The organism is Streptomyces umbrinus, assembly GCF_030817415.1.
GTDB lineage: Bacteria > Actinomycetota > Actinomycetes > Streptomycetales > Streptomycetaceae > Streptomyces > Streptomyces umbrinus_A.
This window is the reverse complement of record NZ_JAUSZI010000002.1, coordinates 9,647,501-9,665,168: the sequence shown is the minus strand read 5'-3', so window position 1 is coordinate 9,665,168 and position 17,668 is coordinate 9,647,501. Positions and strand designations below refer to the sequence as shown.

Annotated in this window: 11 protein-coding genes, 2 rRNA genes, 1 pseudogene and 1 riboswitch; of the genes and pseudogenes, 1 reads left to right on the top strand and 13 read right to left on the bottom strand. The window is 66.0% G+C overall.

The annotated features are described in order from the left end of the window. Positions 1-13: 13 nt before the first annotated feature. Positions 14-2,899 carry an aminomethyl-transferring glycine dehydrogenase gene (gene gcvP / locus QF035_RS42670; protein ID WP_307526831.1) on the bottom strand — a complete coding sequence of 962 codons (2,886 nt, stop codon included), beginning with the start codon at positions 2,897-2,899 and terminating at the stop codon, positions 14-16. Between the two features lie 185 nt (positions 2,900-3,084). Continuing rightward, positions 3,085-3,180: riboswitch (glycine riboswitch) on the bottom strand. A gap of 104 nt (positions 3,181-3,284) precedes the next feature. Between gcvP and QF035_RS42665 the strand changes: the two genes are divergently transcribed. Further along, complete coding sequence (locus QF035_RS42665; RefSeq protein ID WP_307526829.1) at positions 3,285-3,659, top strand: PRC-barrel domain-containing protein; 375 nt, start codon at positions 3,285-3,287, stop codon at positions 3,657-3,659. On the opposite strand, the pseudogene QF035_RS42660 reads toward QF035_RS42665, so the two are convergent. From QF035_RS42660 to QF035_RS42605, 12 genes and pseudogenes are all read right to left on the bottom strand, one after another. After that, positions 3,578-5,129: pseudogene (locus QF035_RS42660) on the bottom strand (DNA polymerase IV). The gene QF035_RS42665 and the pseudogene QF035_RS42660 sit on opposite strands and share 82 nt — an antisense overlap. 182 nt (positions 5,130-5,311) lie before the next feature. Beyond that, a complete protein-coding gene (locus QF035_RS42655) occupies positions 5,312-5,944 on the bottom strand; it encodes a MerR family transcriptional regulator (protein WP_200399629.1) in 633 nt (210 codons plus the stop codon). Between the two features lie 214 nt (positions 5,945-6,158). Continuing rightward, on the bottom strand, positions 6,159-6,632 hold the full coding sequence (locus QF035_RS42650; RefSeq protein WP_006123076.1) for a bifunctional nuclease family protein: 474 nt from the start codon (positions 6,630-6,632) through the stop codon (positions 6,159-6,161). A gap of 86 nt (positions 6,633-6,718) precedes the next feature. Next, positions 6,719-7,453: a transcriptional regulator FtsR gene (gene ftsR, locus QF035_RS42645; protein ID WP_269653495.1), complete on the bottom strand. Its 735-nt coding sequence runs from the start codon at positions 7,451-7,453 to the stop codon at positions 6,719-6,721. A gap of 42 nt (positions 7,454-7,495) precedes the next feature. Next, complete coding sequence (locus QF035_RS42640; protein ID WP_307526825.1) at positions 7,496-8,431, bottom strand: FHA domain-containing protein; 936 nt, start codon at positions 8,429-8,431, stop codon at positions 7,496-7,498. A 61-nt stretch (positions 8,432-8,492) separates the two neighbouring features. Beyond that, positions 8,493-9,395 carry a DUF881 domain-containing protein gene (locus QF035_RS42635; protein WP_307526823.1) on the bottom strand — a complete coding sequence of 301 codons (903 nt, stop codon included), beginning with the start codon at positions 9,393-9,395 and terminating at the stop codon, positions 8,493-8,495. Between the two features lie 5 nt (positions 9,396-9,400). Beyond that, a complete protein-coding gene (locus QF035_RS42630; protein WP_003988855.1) occupies positions 9,401-9,733 on the bottom strand; it encodes a small basic family protein in 333 nt (110 codons plus the stop codon). Further along, positions 9,730-10,632, bottom strand: a complete 903-nt coding sequence (locus QF035_RS42625) for a DUF881 domain-containing protein (RefSeq protein ID WP_307526821.1) — start codon at positions 10,630-10,632, stop codon at positions 9,730-9,732. Before QF035_RS42625 ends, QF035_RS42630 begins: the two co-directional genes overlap by 4 nt. Positions 10,633-10,722: 90 nt before the next feature. Continuing rightward, the gene (locus QF035_RS42620; protein ID WP_143644369.1) at positions 10,723-13,218 is read right to left on the bottom strand and encodes a mannose-1-phosphate guanyltransferase; all 2,496 of its coding nucleotides are present in this window, start codon (positions 13,216-13,218) and stop codon (positions 10,723-10,725) included. A gap of 116 nt (positions 13,219-13,334) precedes the next feature. Further along, positions 13,335-13,943 (bottom strand): CDP-alcohol phosphatidyltransferase family protein, encoded by a 609-nt coding sequence (locus QF035_RS42615; RefSeq protein WP_200399624.1) that lies wholly within the window; start codon positions 13,941-13,943, stop codon positions 13,335-13,337. Between the two features lie 153 nt (positions 13,944-14,096). Further along, a 5S ribosomal RNA gene (gene rrf / locus QF035_RS42610) occupies positions 14,097-14,213 on the bottom strand. An 87-nt stretch (positions 14,214-14,300) separates the two neighbouring features. Continuing rightward, positions 14,301-17,424 (bottom strand): 23S ribosomal RNA (locus tag QF035_RS42605). Positions 17,425-17,668 lie beyond the last annotated feature (244 nt).

The following is a 17,668-nucleotide window of genomic DNA, read 5'->3' as shown; positions in this document are numbered from 1 at the left end:
TGTCTGTCGGTGACTACTCTTCGTAGGCGTCCAGCGGCGGGCAGGAGCAGACCAGGTTCCGGTCGCCGTAGGCCTGGTCGATCCGGCGCACCGGCGGCCAGTACTTGTCCGCGGCCGAGACACCGGCCGGGAAGACGGCTTCCTCACGGCTGTAGGCGTGCTCCCAGGCGTCGCCGAGCGCGGCCGCCGTGTGCGGGGCGTTCCGCAGCGGGTTGTCGTCCGCCGCCCACTCGCCCGATCCGACCTTCTCGATCTCCGCACGGATGGCGATCATCGCGTCGCAGAACCGGTCGATCTCGGTCAGGTCCTCGCTCTCCGTGGGCTCGATCATCAGCGTGCCGGCCACCGGGAACGACATCGTCGGCGCGTGGAACCCGTAGTCGATCAGCCGCTTGGCGACGTCGTCGACGCTCACACCGGTCGCCTTGGTCAGCGGCCGCAGATCGATGATGCACTCGTGCGCCACGAGCCCGCCGGGACCGGTGTAGAGCACCGGGTAGTGCGGCTCAAGACGCTTGGCGATGTAGTTGGCACTGAGCACGGCGACCTGCGTGGCCCGCTTGAGCCCCTCACCGCCCATGAGACGGACGTACGCCCACGAGATGGGCAGGATGCCCGCGGAGCCCCAGGGAGCGGCCGAGATCGGGCCCACGCCCGTCTCCGGGCCCGCGGCGGGCTGCAGCGGGTGGTTCGGCAGATACGGCGCCAGGTGCGAGCGCACCCCGACCGGACCCACGCCAGGACCGCCGCCGCCGTGCGGGATGCAGAACGTCTTGTGCAGGTTGAGGTGCGAGACGTCGCCACCGAAGTGCCCCGGCTTGGCAAGCCCCACCAGTGCGTTGAGGTTGGCGCCGTCGACGTACACCTGGCCGCCCGCCTCGTGCACCTGGGCACAGATGTCGGCGACGTGCTCCTCGAACACCCCGTGCGTCGAGGGGTACGTGATCATCAGCACCGACAGCTCGTCACGGTGCTGCTCGATCTTGGCCCGCAGGTCCTCGACATCGATCTCGCCGTCGTCGGCGGTCTTCACGACGACGACCTTCATCCCGGCCATCACCGCACTCGCGGCGTTCGTCCCGTGCGCGGACGAGGGGATGAGGCAGACGGTGCGCTGCTCGTCGCCATTGGCCCGGTGGTAGCCGCGTACGGCCAGCAGACCTGCCAGCTCGCCCTGCGAACCGGCGTTGGGCTGCAGCGACACCTTGTCGTAGCCCGTGACCTCGGCGAGCCGCTCCTCCAGCTCACGGATGAGCGTGAGATAGCCCTGTGCCTGCTCGGCGGGCGCGAAGGGGTGCAGCTGTCCGAACTCGGGCCAGGTCACCGGCTCCATCTCGGTCGTCGCGTTGAGCTTCATCGTGCAGGAGCCCAGCGGGATCATGCCCCGGTCGAGCGCGTAGTCACGGTCGGCGAGCCGGCGCAGGTAGCGCAGCATCGCGGTCTCGGAACGGTACTGGTGGAAGACGGGGTGCGTGAGGTACTCGTCGGTGCGCAGCTGCGCGGCCGGCAGCGTGTCCTCCGTCGCCTCGTCCAGCACGGCCACGTCGCCGTCGACACCGAACGCGGCCCAGACAGCGCCCAGTTGGGCCCGCGTGGTGGTCTCGTCGCAGGCGAGGGACAGGTGGTCGGCGTCGACGAGCCGGAGGTTGACCCCGCCCCGGCGCGCGGCCGCGAGCGTCTCGGCCGCCTTGCCCGGCACCCGCACGGTGAGCGTGTCGAAGTACGCCTCGTGGACGACCTCGACCCCGCCGGCCTTCAGACCCGCGGCGAGGATCGTGGCGTACCGGTGGGTGCGCCGCGCGATGGACTGCAGGCCCTGGGGCCCGTGGTAGACGGCGTACATCCCGGCCATCACGGCGAGCAGCACCTGAGCCGTACAGATGTTGCTGGTCGCCTTCTCGCGGCGGATGTGCTGCTCACGCGTCTGCAGGGCGAGCCGGTACGCCTTGTTGCCGTCCGCGTCGACCGAGACGCCGACGAGGCGGCCGGGCAGGCTGCGCGCGAACTTCTCGCGGACGGCCATGTATCCGGCGTGCGGCCCGCCGAAGCCCATCGGCACACCGAAGCGCTGGGTCGTACCGACCGCGATGTCGGCGCCGAGCTCACCGGGCGAGGTGAGCAGCGTCAGGGCGAGCAGATCGGCGGCGACGGTGACGACCGCGCCCAGCTCGTGCGCCCGCTCGACGACGGGCTTGAGGTCCCGTACGGCACCGGAGGCGCCCGGGTACTGGAGGAGCACGCCGTTGATCTCGCGCTCGGCGAACTCGGCCGGAATGCCGTCGCTCAGGTCGGCGACGACGACCTCGACGCCGGTCGGCTCGGCGCGGGTCTCGATCACGGCGATGGTCTGCGGCATGGTGTCCGCGTCGACCAGGAACAGGCCCTTCTTGTTCTTGCCCATGCGCCGCGACAGTGCCATGGCCTCGGCGGCCGCCGTGCCCTCGTCGAGCAGCGAGGCCCCGGAGGTCGGCAGACCGGTCAGCTCTGCGACCACGGTCTGGAAGTTCAGCAGCGCTTCCAGCCGCCCCTGCGAGATCTCAGGCTGGTACGGCGTATACGCGGTGTACCAAGCAGGGCTTTCCATGACATTGCGCAGAATGACAGGCGGCGTGAACGTCCCGTAGTACCCGAGTCCGATCATGGAATCCAGCACCTGGTTGCGGTCCGCGAGGGAACGCAGCTCGGCCAGTACCTCGGCCTCGGTGCGGGCGCCCGGCAGTTCCAGCGAGTCGGCGTTCTTGATCACATCCGGGACCGCGGTGGCCGTCAGCTCGTCGAGCGAGCCGTACCCCACGTGCGCGAGCATCTTGGCCCGGGCTTCGGTGTCGGGCCCGATGTGGCGCTGCTCGAAGGGGATTCCCTGTTCGAGCTCTGAGAGCGGAATACGATGGGCGGTCATTGCGGAGGCCTCCTGGTCTGACGACCTTCGAGGGCACCACTGCATGGGTGCCCGGACGGCCTCCCCCTCTGTCATCTCAACCTGAGAGCTTCACCGGGCCGCCCGCGAAGGCGCACCGGTTTTCACCGTCGGTGAGAGCGGAGCCCGTCAAAAAGCTCGAACACCGCTCTGCTTTCCAGAGTGACCTCGTCCATGCGGTACGTGGGCCTGAGAGATTCCGGGGAGGATTTGCTCCTTCGGCGCCTCCGATGAAGCCTGGAGGACTCTCCCGCACGGGGTCAGCAGCCGTTGCCCAGCGTACCAGCGGGGTTCCCTCGAGTGGCCGCCCTCCTCAAAGTGCTCTTTCGTAGTGCTTACGGATGAGTTGCGAGCAGCTGGAGGGCCCGTGCAGACCGACATCGATCCGCGCAACCTGATAGGCCGCAAGGCGTTCGACCGCAACGGCACAAAAATCGGCACGGTCGACGAGGTCTACCTCGACGACGCGACCGGCGTACCGGAGTGGGCGGCCATACGCACCGGCCTGTTCAGCAGAGACGCCTTCGTCCCCCTGGAGCCCAGCGAGCTGGCCGACGGGGCCCTGCGCGTCCCCTTCGAACGCGCCCTGATCAAGGACGCCCCCGACTTCGGAGTGGGCCGCCACCTCTCCCCCGAACAGGAACTCCAGCTCTACCACCACTACGGCCTGGACGTAGCCCCCCCACCCCCCTTCCCGGACCACGACTTCGGCCACCTGGCAGGCAAGGACGAGCCCCAGTAGGGCCCCCTTGGGGGCGCGGGGAACTGCGCGACAAGCCACAACGCACCCGCACCCACAAACCCACCCAGCTCACCCCCCTACAACCGCCTCACCCACCCCCGAATCGCCGGCCCCCCGCCCCACCAACGGCAACGGCTCCGCAACCTCCAACAAAGGATCATCACTCCGAAACGTCCGCACCCGCCCAGGCAAGGAATCCGGCGTCTCGAACCGCACAGTCACCCGCCCCAGCCCACTCCCCTGCACCCACCCATGCCCGAACTCCGCATGCCGCACATCGTGCCCCGCATGCCACCGCCGCTCCGCAGGAGCCACCGGCTCCTCCACAACCTCCTCGGCCTCCTCCTTCTCCGCATGCTCCGGCTCCTCTGCGGCAGCAGCAGCGGCAGCGGCAGCCGTCCGAGCCTGCGCGAAGAGATCCTCCTGCGTGTAGTCGGCGAGCCCCGAGACCCCCACCCCCAGAAGCCGTACGCCGCCCGTGGTGTCCACGGACTCCAGCAACCGCGCCGCGGCCTCCCGCACCACGGCGGGGTCGTCCGTGGGCCCCCTGAGCGTCTCGGACCGGGTCAGCGTCGAGAAGTCGTACCGCCGTACCTTCAGCACGATGGTCCGCCCCGACAGATGCGCGCCCCGCAACCGCCCCACACACCGGTCGGCAAGCCGCTGGACCTCCATCCGCACCCGCACCCGGTCGTGGATGTCCACGTCGTACGTGTCCTCGACGGACACCGACTTGGTGTCCCGCTCGGCCACCACGGGCCGCACGTCGTGCGCGAGCGCCATGGCGTACAGCGCGACCCCGTGGGCCTTCCCCAGGAGCCGTACGAGCTCGTCCTCGCCCGCCTCGGCGATCTCCCCGACCGTGGTGATCCCGGCCCGCCGCAGATGGTCCCCCGTGGCGGGCCCCACGCCCGGCAGCGTCCGCACGGACATGGGGGCGAGCAGCTCCCGCTCGGTGCCCGGCTCTATCAGCACCAGCCCGTCGGGCTTGGCCTGCTCGGAGGCGATCTTCGCGAGCATCTTGGAGGCTGCGAGCCCCACGGACCCGGTCAGCCCGGTGACGGCCCTGATGTCCCCGCGCAGTTTCACCCCGGTCAGCTGTGCCGACTCGGCGTCCCAGGCCGTCTGCCCGGCCTCCAGGTCCACGAACGCCTCGTCCAGGCTCAGAGGCTCCACCAGGGGCGACAGATCCCGCAGCAGGCCCATCACCTGCTCGCTGATGTCTCGATAGAGCCCGAAGCGCGGTACGAGATACGCGGCGTTCGGCGCCAGCCGGCGGGCCTGTGCCATGGGCATGGCCGAATGCACCCCGAAAACCCGTGCCTCGTACGAGCAGGTCGCCACCACGCCCCGCGGCCCGAGCCCGCCCACGATGACCGCTTTGCCGCGCAGGCTCGGCTTGGCCGCCTGCTCCGCCGAGGCGTAGAAGGCATCCATGTCGAGATGCAGGATCGTGGGCGCGGTTCTCACATGTCCGATGCTGCCCTACGCCACTGACAATGCCCCGGCACGACCTGTGGACCGCCACAAAGCCGAGACCCCACGCGCGCGCCGAACGCGGGGCGCCAGGCGACGTGCAGCAAGCGACGGGCGGCAGAGCCTTCCGGCCCGGACAGGTCCCGGGCCGGAAGGCTCAGCCCGCGCCCGCCGACTCAGACCGCGCGATTACGCCGCCGCGCCAGCTCATCCGCCGGATTGGGCCGGACAAGCGTCTCGCCCGTGTCGACCCGCTCCCCGTGCAGCTGTGAGAGGGCGCTCTCGACATCCCGCCACACCACGCCCACCGCGATCCCGAAGATGCCCTGTCCGCCCTGCAGGAGCGCGTGGACCTCGTCGGGCGAGGAGCACTCGTAGACCGTGGCGCCGTCGCTCATCAGCGTCATCCGCTCCAGGTCCCGGAACCCGCGCTCACGCAGGTGCTGGACGGTGGTGCGGATGTTCTGCAGCGAGACACCGGTGTCGAGGAACCGCTTGACGATCTTCAGGACGACGACGTCCCGGAAGCTGTAGAGCCGCTGCGTCCCCGACCCGTAGGCGGCCCGCACGCTCGGCTCGACCAGCCCGGTTCTGGCCCAGTAGTCCAGCTGCCGGTAGGTGATGCCCGCGGCCGCGCAGGCCGTGGGCCCCCGATAACCGACCTCCTCGGACGCCACCCCGCCGTCCTCGGGCACCGCTGTCGGCCGCTGTACGTGATCGGCCGCGCTGCTGTGAAGCGGGTACGGGCTGCTCTCCCCCAGACCGGGTCCGGGGGCACCCCCAGCCGTACCGTCGCCGCTGCTTCTCACGCCGACCTCCGTCCTTGACCTGCCTTCTCGACGGTAGGCAGCCACCGGGGGTGCGTCAACGACCGCCACACTCGGCACGCCGAGTGATAATCACCCTAGGAGTGGTTTCCCGTGTCCCACCGCGGGGAAAGGCTAGCCGAATGCTCTCGGGACAACCGCCGCACGGCCCGTTGTCAGGCGGTCCCGGAGGGTCACTGGAGCCCGGACCGGAAGGTCACTGGCTGTTGGTCCCGAAGTCCTCGGGCGAGATCTGGTCGAGGAACTCGCGGAACTTCTCCACCTCGTCCTCCTGCTCGTCCGGGATCGCGATACCGGCGTCGTCCAGCACCCCGTCGCTGCCGTAGATCGGCGTCCCGGTGCGCAGCGCCAGCGCTATGGCGTCGGACGGCCGGGCGCTGACCTCGACCCCGCTGGCGAACACCAGCTCCGCATAGAAGACGCCCTCCCGCAGGTCCGTGATGCGCACCTCGGTGAGCTCCTGGCCGACGGCCTCCAGCACGTCCTTGAACAGGTCGTGGGTCAGCGGTCGCGCGGGGGCCATGCCCTGCTGTGCGAAGGCGATCGCCGTCGCCTCCCCCGGCCCGATCCAGATGGGGAGGTAACGGTCGCCTCCCACTTCACGCAGGAGCACGATCGGTTGGTTGGAGGGCATTTCGACCCGGACACCTACGACGTCGAGCTCGTTCACACAGCAACCCTAGGCCGTGCCCGGCATCTTTGGGTAGTCGGGCACGGATTGGGCGCCCGATCCCGCGTTCCATGCGACCCACCGGGTCAGGGCAGCCGCACCCCGAGCGCGGACTGCACCAGCGCGGCGTGCAGCTTCACCGCGAGCCCCGCCAGTTCCTTGGTCTGCGCCTCCGCGTGCGCCCTGGTCTGCGGATTGCGGTGCCGCCGCAGTGGGGCCACGACCTGGTCGACAAGGCCCGCCTCACGGTCGGCGGCGGCCTTCACGGCACGCAGATGGCGCGGCTCGATCCCGAACCGCCCCAGTTCCACGACGAGACCGGCCACGGTCACCGCCTCGGCGTCGTAGACCCCCTCGGGCAGCGGTGTGATGAGCCCGTACGACTCCCACTCCTCGAGCTCCTGCTCGCCGATCTCCACGGCGGCCAGCAGCTCGGCCCGCCCGATCCGGGCCACTGTCGGCCCCTCGGACTCGCAGAGCACCTCACCGTCGCGCTGACGCCCCACGGACGGCAACGGCACCGCCTCACCGCGCTCCACGGCGTCCAGGTGCTCGCGGATCACCTTCAGGGGCAGATAGTGGTCCCGCTGCATCCTCAGGACGTGTCCGAGGCGCTCGACGTCTCCCGGGCTGAACTTGCGATACCCCGACGGGGTCCGCTGCGGCTCGATGAGCCCCTCCGACTCCAGGAAACGGATCTTGGAGATGGTGACTTCGGGGAACTCGTCGCGCAGCACATTGAGCACCGTGCCGATGCTCATCAGTCCGTTGTCCATGGCGGCGGTGCCGTGGCCGACACCGCCGCTCGGTGTTCGAAGCATGGACCTTCCTGAGGGTCCCCCCGGACCGGGTCCGGGGGCGGGTCAGATACCCCGCTGGCTCGCGTAGAAGACCAGCCGGTACTTGCCGATCTGCACCTCGTCGCCGTTCGCCAGCGGGACCGAGTCGATCCGCTCCCGGTTGACGTACGTGCCGTTGAGGCTGCCGACGTCGGCCACCGTGAACGAGCCGTCGGAAACACGACGGAACTCCACATGGCGGCGCGACACGGTCACGTCGTCCAGGAAGATGTCGCTCTGCGGATGACGGCCGGCGGTGGTCAGCTCGCCGTCCAGCAGGAAGCGGCTGCCCGAATTGGGTCCGCGACGCACCACCAGCAGCGCCGAGCCGAGCGGCAGAGCGTCCACGGCGGCCTGTGCCTCGGGCGAGAGCATCGGCATCTGCGTCTGGCCGGTGACCTCGGCGTCGTAGGCCTCGAGGCCCGAGATGGAGATCGTCGAGGTGGTCTCCGACGGACGCTCGGGGGTCGCCCCGGCCCGCAACGGAGCACCGCAGTTGGAGCAGAAGCGGCTCGCCTCCGCGTTGCGGTTACCGCACCTCGTACACACCAGGGCCGACATCGACGGATCCTCCTGCCGCGGCTGCCCCGTGGGGGCGTTGGACGCATACGGGTCGGAGCCGAAACCTATGCGTCCCGACTGGGCAGGGTCAACAGACGGCGCGCCCTGACCACCGGAAATGTCGCCACCAGGACCACCGACCTGATCGCGGAACAGAGGGCGGTCCCCCTGATCCTCGCCCTCTGCGGGGCGCGGTGCACGATGGCGGGCAGTGGCGTTGTCCTTGCCCTCTCGCGCGCTCTTGCCGAACAACTTCGCAAACAACTTCACGGGCGATTCCCCTTGACCGAAACAGACCCGCCCGTGGGGCAGGACGAACCCTGATTGCACACACCGGTCGAGCCGGACATCCTCACAACGTCCGTATCCACCAGACAGTTTCCACCACGCACCACCCATTCGGTGCGTCGACCCCCCGCAACCTCATGCCCTCGAGGAGCTGCCCCCAAGCGCCCCCGGTTCACTGGGAGGACGACCGAGCGTAGTCAGGCCGCTTCGCCGGTCGCAAGGCGTCCACGATGATCTTGTCCGATCGTTCCACCGTGACAGTGGCCTGCTCCTTCTCCAAAGTCTGCACCACTCCGCCCGGGATGTTGAGCGCCGGTTCGAGGTCCTGAGGCTTGCCGATGACCTTGAAACGATAGGGAGCGCTGATCTTGTTCCCGTCGACGGCGACTCCGCCGCTCACATCCGTCAGATAGGTGCCCGCGACGACCCTCACACCGTTGACCTGGATCGCCTCCGCTCCGGCGGCACGCAGCTCCTGGATCGCGTCGAGCAGCATGTCGGCCTCGACCGTCCCCTTCTCGTCCTCGATGGTCAGCGTGATGCCGGGGCCCTGCGCCGCCACGGTGCCCGCCAGGATGCCGAGCTGCTTCTCCTTCTCGACCGTCTGCTTACGGGCCTCCTCGGCCTGGTCCGAACTGTTCTCCAGCTCGGTGCGCTGATCCTCCAGCCCCTGCTTCTCCTCTTCCAGACGCTGCGTACGGTCGTCCAGTTCATCGAGGATGCGTACGAGATCCTCCTGACGCGCGCCGCGGAGGGCGCCGTCGCTGTCGCTGTTGGACGCCACCTGGACGGCGAGGCCGAAGCCGAGGCCGAACAGCAGGAGGGCGACGATGAACTGCGCACGCGACACACGCGGCGGCCAAAGACCCTTCACCAGCCGCTGCCGGCCGGTCAGAACCGGCTTGCGAGGTTCCGCCTCGGCATCCGACGGATCCGTGTCCTCCTGCGCCCGCACTTCTTCGGGAAGTTCCTTGCGCAGGCGGTTCCCGGAGGTCTCCGTGGCTTCCGGGCCCTTGGAGGGCTCAGGGGACTCTGAGGTCGCTGAGGTCTCTGGGGTCTCGTCCTGGCTGCTCATCGGCCTCACGCCCGGAACACGTGACGGCGGATCGCCGCGGCGTTGGAGAAGATCCGGATGCCGAGGACGACCACGACACCCGTGGACAGCTGGGCGCCCACACCCAACTTGTCACCGAGGAAGACGATCAGCGCGGCCACGACAACGTTGGACAGGAACGACACCACGAAGACCTTGTCGTCGAAGATGCCGTCGAGCATCGCCCGCAGACCTCCGAACACGGCGTCGAGCGCCGCAACGACGGCGATCGGAAGATAGGGCTCGACCACCGCCGGAACCTCGGGCCGGACCAACAATCCAGCCACGACTCCCACGACGAGGCCCAGTACGGCGATCACGATGTGCCTTTCTCTGTGCTCGGTTGTGCTGTTCGTACGATCACACTCGGTGCGGCGGGCAGCCGGACGTCGTCCTCGACTGAAATGCCCGTCCGGATATGGAAGTTCTTCCGCAGGGCGTCCAGATACTGTCCGTCGCCGCTGTTCTGGAACTCGGTGCTCAGCCGCTCGCCGTCCCCCACTGCCAACACCGTGTAGGGCGGCACCAGGGGCTTGTTGTCGACCAGTATCGCGTCACCCGCGGCCCGGATCGCGGACAGTGCCGTCAGCCGCTGCCCGTTGATCGAGATGGCCTCGGCGCCCGACTCCCACAGCCCGTTGACCACGCGCTGCATGTCGCGGTCGCGCACCCGACCGGTGTCGGAGAAGCCCGACGTCTCGCGTGCGTCTCCGTCGCCGCCCTGCTCGGCTTCCTTGGCGTCGTCCACAACGAGCTTCACACCGGGGCCGTGCACTTCGACCGCGCCGGCCAGGATGCCCACCAACTCGCCCTGATCCCCGCCGTGCTTCTTGAGCGCCTCGCGCTGCCGCGCGCTCACGTCGTCGCGGAGCTTGTCGATACTGCCCTCGAGCTTGTCGGCCACAGACGTCTCGCGGTCGATGCGGTCGATGAGCTCCTCGCGCTCCTTGGCGACGACCGGAGCAGCTATCCGCGCCTGCGCGGCCCCCACGGTCACCACGAGGGCCGCGAGCACCAGACCGGCCGCGAGTCCGAGCTTCGCCCGCAACGTCTTCGGCAGGGCGCCGGTCCCGTCGGCCTTCTTCCGGGCAGCCGCCTCCGCGTACCCGTCGTCGAGGCTGTGGTCCATGACGTTGGTGAGCAGCGACATGGATGCGTCCGGGCGCGGGGGGTGCGTAGGAGTGCTCCGAACGGGGGGCTGCTGCGGCATGCCGCACATCGTCGCACGTCGCGGGCAGTACCTCCGAACGGCCCCACCGTCGTGCCGGACGTGCCCCTTTGGAGCACGTCCGGCACGCGCGCGTGCGGCTCAGCGACCGGCGCTGTCCACCACCGACGACCACTCGTCGAGCAGTGCCTGCGCGGACGCGTCGTCGGGCCCTTCGGCCCACAGATGCGTGACCGCCTCCGCCCGGTCCGGAAGAACCATCACCCAGCGCCCGTCGGTCTCCACCACCCGTACGCCGTCGGTCGTGTCCACGAACCGGTCACCGGCCGCCTCGACGACGCGCCGCATCACAAGTCCCTTGACCGCCCAGGGAGTCGCCAGATCACGCTTGAGGACGTGCGCCCGCGGAATCCGCGCGTCGATCTGGCTGAGAGTGAGCTGCGTCCGCGCCACCAGACCGATGAGCCGTACGAAGGCCGCGGTGCCGTCGAAGACACTGCTGAACTCCGGCACGATGAAGCCACCGCGCCCGTCGCCTCCGAAGATCGTCGACTCCTCGCGCCCGACGCGCGTCAGGTCGTCCGGCGATGTCGTCGTCCAGTCGACCTGGGTCCCGTGGTACGCCGCCACCTGCTCGGCGATCCTCGTGGTGGTCACGGGCAACGCGACCCGCCCGCTGCGCCGTTCGGCGGCCACCAGGTCGAGCATGACGAGCAACGCCCGGTCGTCCTCGATGATCCGGCCCTTCTCGTCGACGAGCGACAGCCGCTCGCCCACCGGGTCGAACCGCACCCCGAACGCGGCACGCGCGGACGCCACGATCTCACCGAGCCGCACCATCCCCGACCTGCGAGCGTCCGCGGTCTCAGTGGGCCGCGACTCGTCGAGACCGGGATTGATGGTCAGGGAGTCGACCCCGAGCTTGCCCAGGAGGCTGGGCAGAACCAGTCCGGCACTGCCGTTCGACGCATCCACGACCACTTTCAGCCCGGACTCGGCGATCCCGGTGGTGTCCACGTTCCGCAGCAGAGAGCCGGTGTACGAGTCGAAGACGCTGGCCGGGAAGTGCAGGTCCCCGATCTCGCCCGGGAACGCACGCCGGTACTCCTGCCGCGCGAACACCCGGTCCAGCTTCCGCTGGCTCCCCTGCGAGAGATCCGCCCCACGCCCGTCGAAGAACATGATGTCGACGGAGTCGGGAACCCCGGGCGTCGTCCGGATCATGATCCCGCCGGCACTGCCCCGAGCGGTCTGCTGCCGGGCCACCGGCAGCGGTACGTTCTCCAGGTCCCGTACGTCGATGGCGCTGGTCTGCAGCGCAGAGATGACCGCCCGCTTGAGCGCACGAGCGCCTCGCGAGTGGTCACGGGCGGTCGTGACGGTCGAGCCCTTCTTGAGCGTCGTCGCATACGCACCCGCCAGACGTACGGCCAGCTCCGGTGTGATCTCGACGTTCAGGATCCCGGAGACGCCACGGGCTCCGAAGAGATGGGCCTGGCCCCGGGACTCCCAGATGACCGACGTATTGACGAAGGCGCCGGCCTCGATGGTCTTGAACGGATAGACCCGCACATTGCCCTGAACGATCGATTCTTCACCGACCAGGCACTCGTCCCCGATGACGGCGCCGTCCTCGATGCGGGCGGCCCGCATGATGTCGGTGTTCTTTCCGATGACACAACCGCGCAGATTGCTGTGCTGGCCGATGTACACGTTGTCGTGCAGCACGGCCTTGTGCAGAAACGCCCCTGCCTTCACGACGACATTGGAGCCCACCACGGTGTGCTCGCGGATTTCGACGTCCGCCTCGACCTTGGCGTAGTCCCCGATGTAGAGCGGTCCTCGCAGTACGGCGTCGGGATGTACTTCGGCGCCTTCCGCGACCCAGACCCCGGGCGAGATCTCGAAGCCGTCGAGCTCGACGTCGACCTTGCCCTCCAGGACATCGGCCTGCGCCTTGACATAGCTCTCGTGCGTGCCCACGTCCTCCCAGTAGCCCTCGGCGATATAGCCGTAGATCGGCTTGCCCTCCTTCATGAGCTGAGGGAAGACATCGCCGGACCAGTCGACGGAGACATCGGCCTCGACGTAGTCGAATACCTCTGGCTCCATGACGTAGATACCGGTGTTCACGGTGTCCGAGAAGACCTGGCCCCAGGTGGGCTTCTCGAGAAAGCGCTCGACCTTGCCTTCCTCGTCCACGATGGTGATACCGAATTCCAGCGGATTCGGGACACGGGTCAGACAGACGGTGACCAGCGCGCCCTTTTCCTTGTGGAAATTGATCAGATCAGTGAGATCGAAGTCGGTCAGAGCGTCACCGGAGATCACGAGGAAGGTGTCGTCCTTCAGCGCTTCCTCGGCGTTCTTGACACTGCCGGCAGTACCGAGTGGCTTCTCCTCATTGGCATAGGTGAGCTCCATACCGAGCTCTTCACCGTCACCGAAGTAGTTCTTGACGAGAGAGGCCAGGAACTGGACAGTAACGACGGTCTCGTTGAGCCCATGCCGCTTGAGCAGCCGTAGCACATGCTCCATGATCGGGCGATTGGCCACGGGCAGGAGCGGCTTGGGCATGCTTGAGGTCATGGGGCGAAGGCGTGTGCCTTCACCTCCGGCCATCACGACGGCCTTCATGTCGGAAGCGTCCTCCTTGAAGAGACGACGGTCTAGCCGACTTCACCCGTCAGATTGTCCCGCACATTCTGCTTGCGGGCCATCAGAGGCCACTAACGGCCGCCCATTCGGCGAGCTCAATCGGCCATGGTGTCCGCGCGGACAAGGCGGCGGACCTGAACCACGTAGAGGATCCCTGCCCACCAGTAGAGCGTTGTACCCCATCCTGCGAACGCCCATCCGAAAATAGCAGCGAGTGACGCAAGCCATCCACTTCCGTCACTGAGCAGCAGCAACGGGAAGGCGTACATCAGGTTGAACGTAGCAGCCTTCCCAAGGAAGTTCACCTGCGGTGGCGGATAGCCGTGACGCCTGAGGATGCCCACCATCACCAGGAGAAGCAGCTCACGCGCCAGCAGGACACTTGTCAGCCAGAGCGGCAGAATCTCGCGCCAGGTGAGCCCGACCAAAGTCGACAGAATGTAGAGCCGGTCGGCCGCGGGGTCCAGCAGCCGGCCGAGGCTGCTGATCTGGTTCCAGCGACGGGCCAGCTTGCCGTCCAAATAGTCACTGATGCCACTGAGCATGAGCACCAGGAGTGCCCAGCCGTCACTCTGGGGACCGCCGAACTCCGGCCTGAGGATCAGCCACAGGAACAGCGGCACGCCTGCGAGGCGGGCCATGCTGAGGATGTTCGGGATGGTGAGGACCCGGTCTGTCTGGACGCGGGTCTCCTGGACCTCCACCCGGGGGCCTCCTGTGGGAACGTGCCAACGATGCCCCCTGACCTTACCCTCAGGCATCTGCGCGCAGCGCGGAGGGGGTCCGGCCGGCATCCCGGAAAACAAAAAAGCTCCGGTTCTTGGACTGAACGTCCAAGAACCGGAGCTCTAAAAGGAGTTCGGCGGTGTCCTACTCTCCCACAGGGTCCCCCCTGCAGTACCATCGGCGCTGTAAGGCTTAGCTTCCGGGTTCGGAATGTAACCGGGCGTTTCCCTCACGCTATGACCACCGAAACACTATGAAACTGTCAACCGGAGCCGTGGCCTTGGCTACGACGGTTGTTCGTGGTTTCAGAACCAACACAGTGGACGCGAGCAACTGAGGACAAGCCCTCGGCCTATTAGTACCAGTCAGCTTCACCCCTTACGGGGCTTCCACATCCGGCCTATCAACCCAGTCGTCTACTGGGAGCCTTAACCAATCTAGTTGGTGGGAATACTCATCTCGAAGCAGGCTTCCCGCTTAGATGCTTTCAGCGGTTATCCCTCCCGAACGTAGCCAACCAGCCATGCCCTTGGCAGGACAACTGGCACACCAGAGGTTCGTCCGTCCCGGTCCTCTCGTACTAGGGACAGCCCTTCTCAATATTCCTACGCGCACAGCGGATAGGGACCGAACTGTCTCACGACGTTCTAAACCCAGCTCGCGTACCGCTTTAATGGGCGAACAGCCCAACCCTTGGGACCGACTCCAGCCCCAGGATGCGACGAGCCGACATCGAGGTGCCAAACCATCCCGTCGATATGGACTCTTGGGGAAGATCAGCCTGTTATCCCCGGGGTACCTTTTATCCGTTGAGCGACGGCGCTTCCACAAGCCACCGCCGGATCACTAGTCCCGACTTTCGTCCCTGCTCGACCCGTCGGTCTCACAGTCAAGCTCCCTTGTGCACTTACACTCAACACCTGATTGCCAACCAGGCTGAGGGAACCTTTGGGCGCCTCCGTTACTCTTTAGGAGGCAACCGCCCCAGTTAAACTACCCATCAGACACTGTCCCTGATCCGGATCACGGACCCAGGTTAGACATCCAGCACGACCAGACTGGTATTTCAACGACGACTCCACAGACACTGGCGTGCCCGCTTCACAGTCTCCCAGCTATCCTACACAAGCCGAACCGAACACCAATATCAAACTGTAGTAAAGGTCCCGGGGTCTTTCCGTCCTGCTGCGCGAAACGAGCATCTTTACTCGTAGTGCAATTTCACCGGGCCTATGGTTGAGACAGTCGAGAAGTCGTTACGCCATTCGTGCAGGTCGGAACTTACCCGACAAGGAATTTCGCTACCTTAGGATGGTTATAGTTACCACCGCCGTTTACTGGCGCTTAAGTTCTCAGCTTCGCACACCCGAAAGTGCACTAACCGGTCCCCTTAACGTTCCAGCACCGGGCAGGCGTCAGTCCGTATACATCGCCTTACGGCTTCGCACGGACCTGTGTTTTTAGTAAACAGTCGCTTCTCGCTGGTCTCTGCGGCCACCCCCAGCTCACGGAGTAAATCCGATCACCAGTGATGGCCCCCCTTCTCCCGAAGTTACGGGGGCATTTTGCCGAGTTCCTTAACCATAGTTCACCCGAACGCCTCGGTATTCTCTACCTGACCACCTGAGTCGGTTTAGGGTACGGGCCGCCATGAAACTCGCTAGAGGCTTTTCTCGACAGCATAGGATCATCCACTTCACCACAATCGGCTCGGCATCAGGTCTCACCCTTAATGTGCGACGGATTTACCTATCACACGGGCTACACCCTTACCCCGGGACAACCACCGCCCGGGCTGGACTACCTTCCTGCGTCACCCCATCACTCACCTACTACAGGTCTGGTCCGTCGGCTCCACCACTCCCCTTTGCCCGAAGGCTCCAGGGCGGCTTCACGGACTTAGCATCGCCTGGTTCAATGTTTGACGCTTCACAGCGGGTACCGGAATATCAACCGGTTATCCATCGACTACGCCTGTCGGCCTCGCCTTAGGTCCCGACTTACCCTGGGCAGATCAGCTTGACCCAGGAACCCTTAGTCAATCGGCGCACACGTTTCTCACGTGTGTATCGCTACTCATGCCTGCATTCTCACTCGTGAACCGTCCACCACTAGCTTCCGCTGCGGCTTCACCCGGCACACGACGCTCCCCTACCCATCCCAGCGGGCGTTGGCCCTATATGCTGAAATGACACGACTTCGGCGGTACGCTTGAGCCCCGCTACATTGTCGGCGCGGAATCACTAGACCAGTGAGCTATTACGCACTCTTTCAAGGGTGGCTGCTTCTAAGCCAACCTCCTGGTTGTCTCTGCGACTCCACATCCTTTCCCACTTAGCGTACGCTTAGGGGCCTTAGTCGATGCTCTGGGCTGTTTCCCTCTCGACCATGGAGCTTATCCCCCACAGTCTCACTGCCGTGCTCTCACTTACCGGCATTCGGAGTTTGGCTAAGGTCAGTAACCCGGTAGGGCCCATCGCCTATCCAGTGCTCTACCTCCGGCAAGAAACACACGACGCTGCACCTAAATGCATTTCGGGGAGAACCAGCTATCACGGAGTTTGATTGGCCTTTCACCCCTAACCACAGGTCATCCCCCAGGTTTTCAACCCTGGTGGGTTCGGTCCTCCACGACCTCTTACAGCCGCTTCAACCTGCCCATGGCTAGATCACTCCGCTTCGGGTCTTGAGCGCGCTACTAAACCGCCCTGTTCGGACTCGCTTTCGCTACGGCTTCCCCACACGGGTTAACCTCGCAACACACCGCAAACTCGCAGGCTCATTCTTCAAAAGGCACGCAGTCACGACTGTATGTGCAAGCACATACAGCGACGCTCCCACGGCTTGTAGGCACACGGTTTCAGGTACTATTTCACTCCGCTCCCGCGGTACTTTTCACCATTCCCTCACGGTACTATCCGCTATCGGTCACCAGGGAATATTTAGGCTTAGCGGGTGGTCCCGCCAGATTCACACGGGATTTCTCGGGCCCCGTGCTACTTGGGTGTCTCTCAAACGAGCCGTTGATGTTTCGACTACGGGGGTCTTACCCTCTACGCCGGACCTTTCGCATGTCCTTCGCCTACACCAACGGTTTCTGACTCGTCTCACAGCCGGCAGACTGTGAAAGAGAGATCCCACAACCCCGTACACGCAACCCCTGCCGGGTCTCACACGTATACGGTTTGGCCTCATCCGGTTTCGCTCGCCACTACTCCCGGAATCACGGTTGTTTTCTCTTCCTGCGGGTACTGAGATGTTTCACTTCCCCGCGTTCCCTCCACACACCCTATGTGTTCAGATGTGGGTGACAGCCCATGACGACTGCCGGGTTTCCCCATTCGGAAACCCCCGGATCAAAGCCTGGTTGACGGCTCCCCGGGGACTATCGTGGCCTCCCACGTCCTTCATCGGTTCCTGGTACCAAGGCATCCACCGTGCGCCCTTAAAAACTTGGCCACAGATGCTCGCGTCCACTGTGCAGTTCTCAAACAACGACCAACCACCCGTCACCCCACCCCTTTACGGGCGAGTTCACTGGGGCCGGCACTGAAGATCCAGACACGATGGTCCGTACCCTCAGACACCCAACAGCGTGCCCGGCACCCTCGCCACCCGTGATCAGCTTTCCACGCCCCGAAGGACAGTACTTGCAGCCCGAGATGACTGAGAGTGCCGAATAATCAACGTTCCACCCATGAGC

Bases quoted from the DNA above. Each gene is read 5' to 3' on its own strand.
- QF035_RS42635 (WP_307526823.1), bottom strand. From the start codon at position 9,395: ATGAGCAGCCAGGACGAGACCCCAGAGACCTCAGCGACCTCAGAGTCC.
- gcvP (WP_307526831.1), bottom strand. From the start codon at position 2,899: ATGACCGCCCATCGTATTCCGCTCTCAGAGCTCGAACAGGGAATCCCC.
- QF035_RS42640 (WP_307526825.1), bottom strand. From the start codon at position 8,431: ATGGGTGGTGCGTGGTGGAAACTGTCTGGTGGATACGGACGTTGTGAG.
- QF035_RS42625 (WP_307526821.1), bottom strand. From the start codon at position 10,632: ATGTGCGGCATGCCGCAGCAGCCCCCCGTTCGGAGCACTCCTACGCAC.
- QF035_RS42620 (WP_143644369.1), bottom strand. From the start codon at position 13,218: ATGAAGGCCGTCGTGATGGCCGGAGGTGAAGGCACACGCCTTCGCCCC.
- ftsR (WP_269653495.1), bottom strand. From the start codon at position 7,453: ATGCTTCGAACACCGAGCGGCGGTGTCGGCCACGGCACCGCCGCCATG.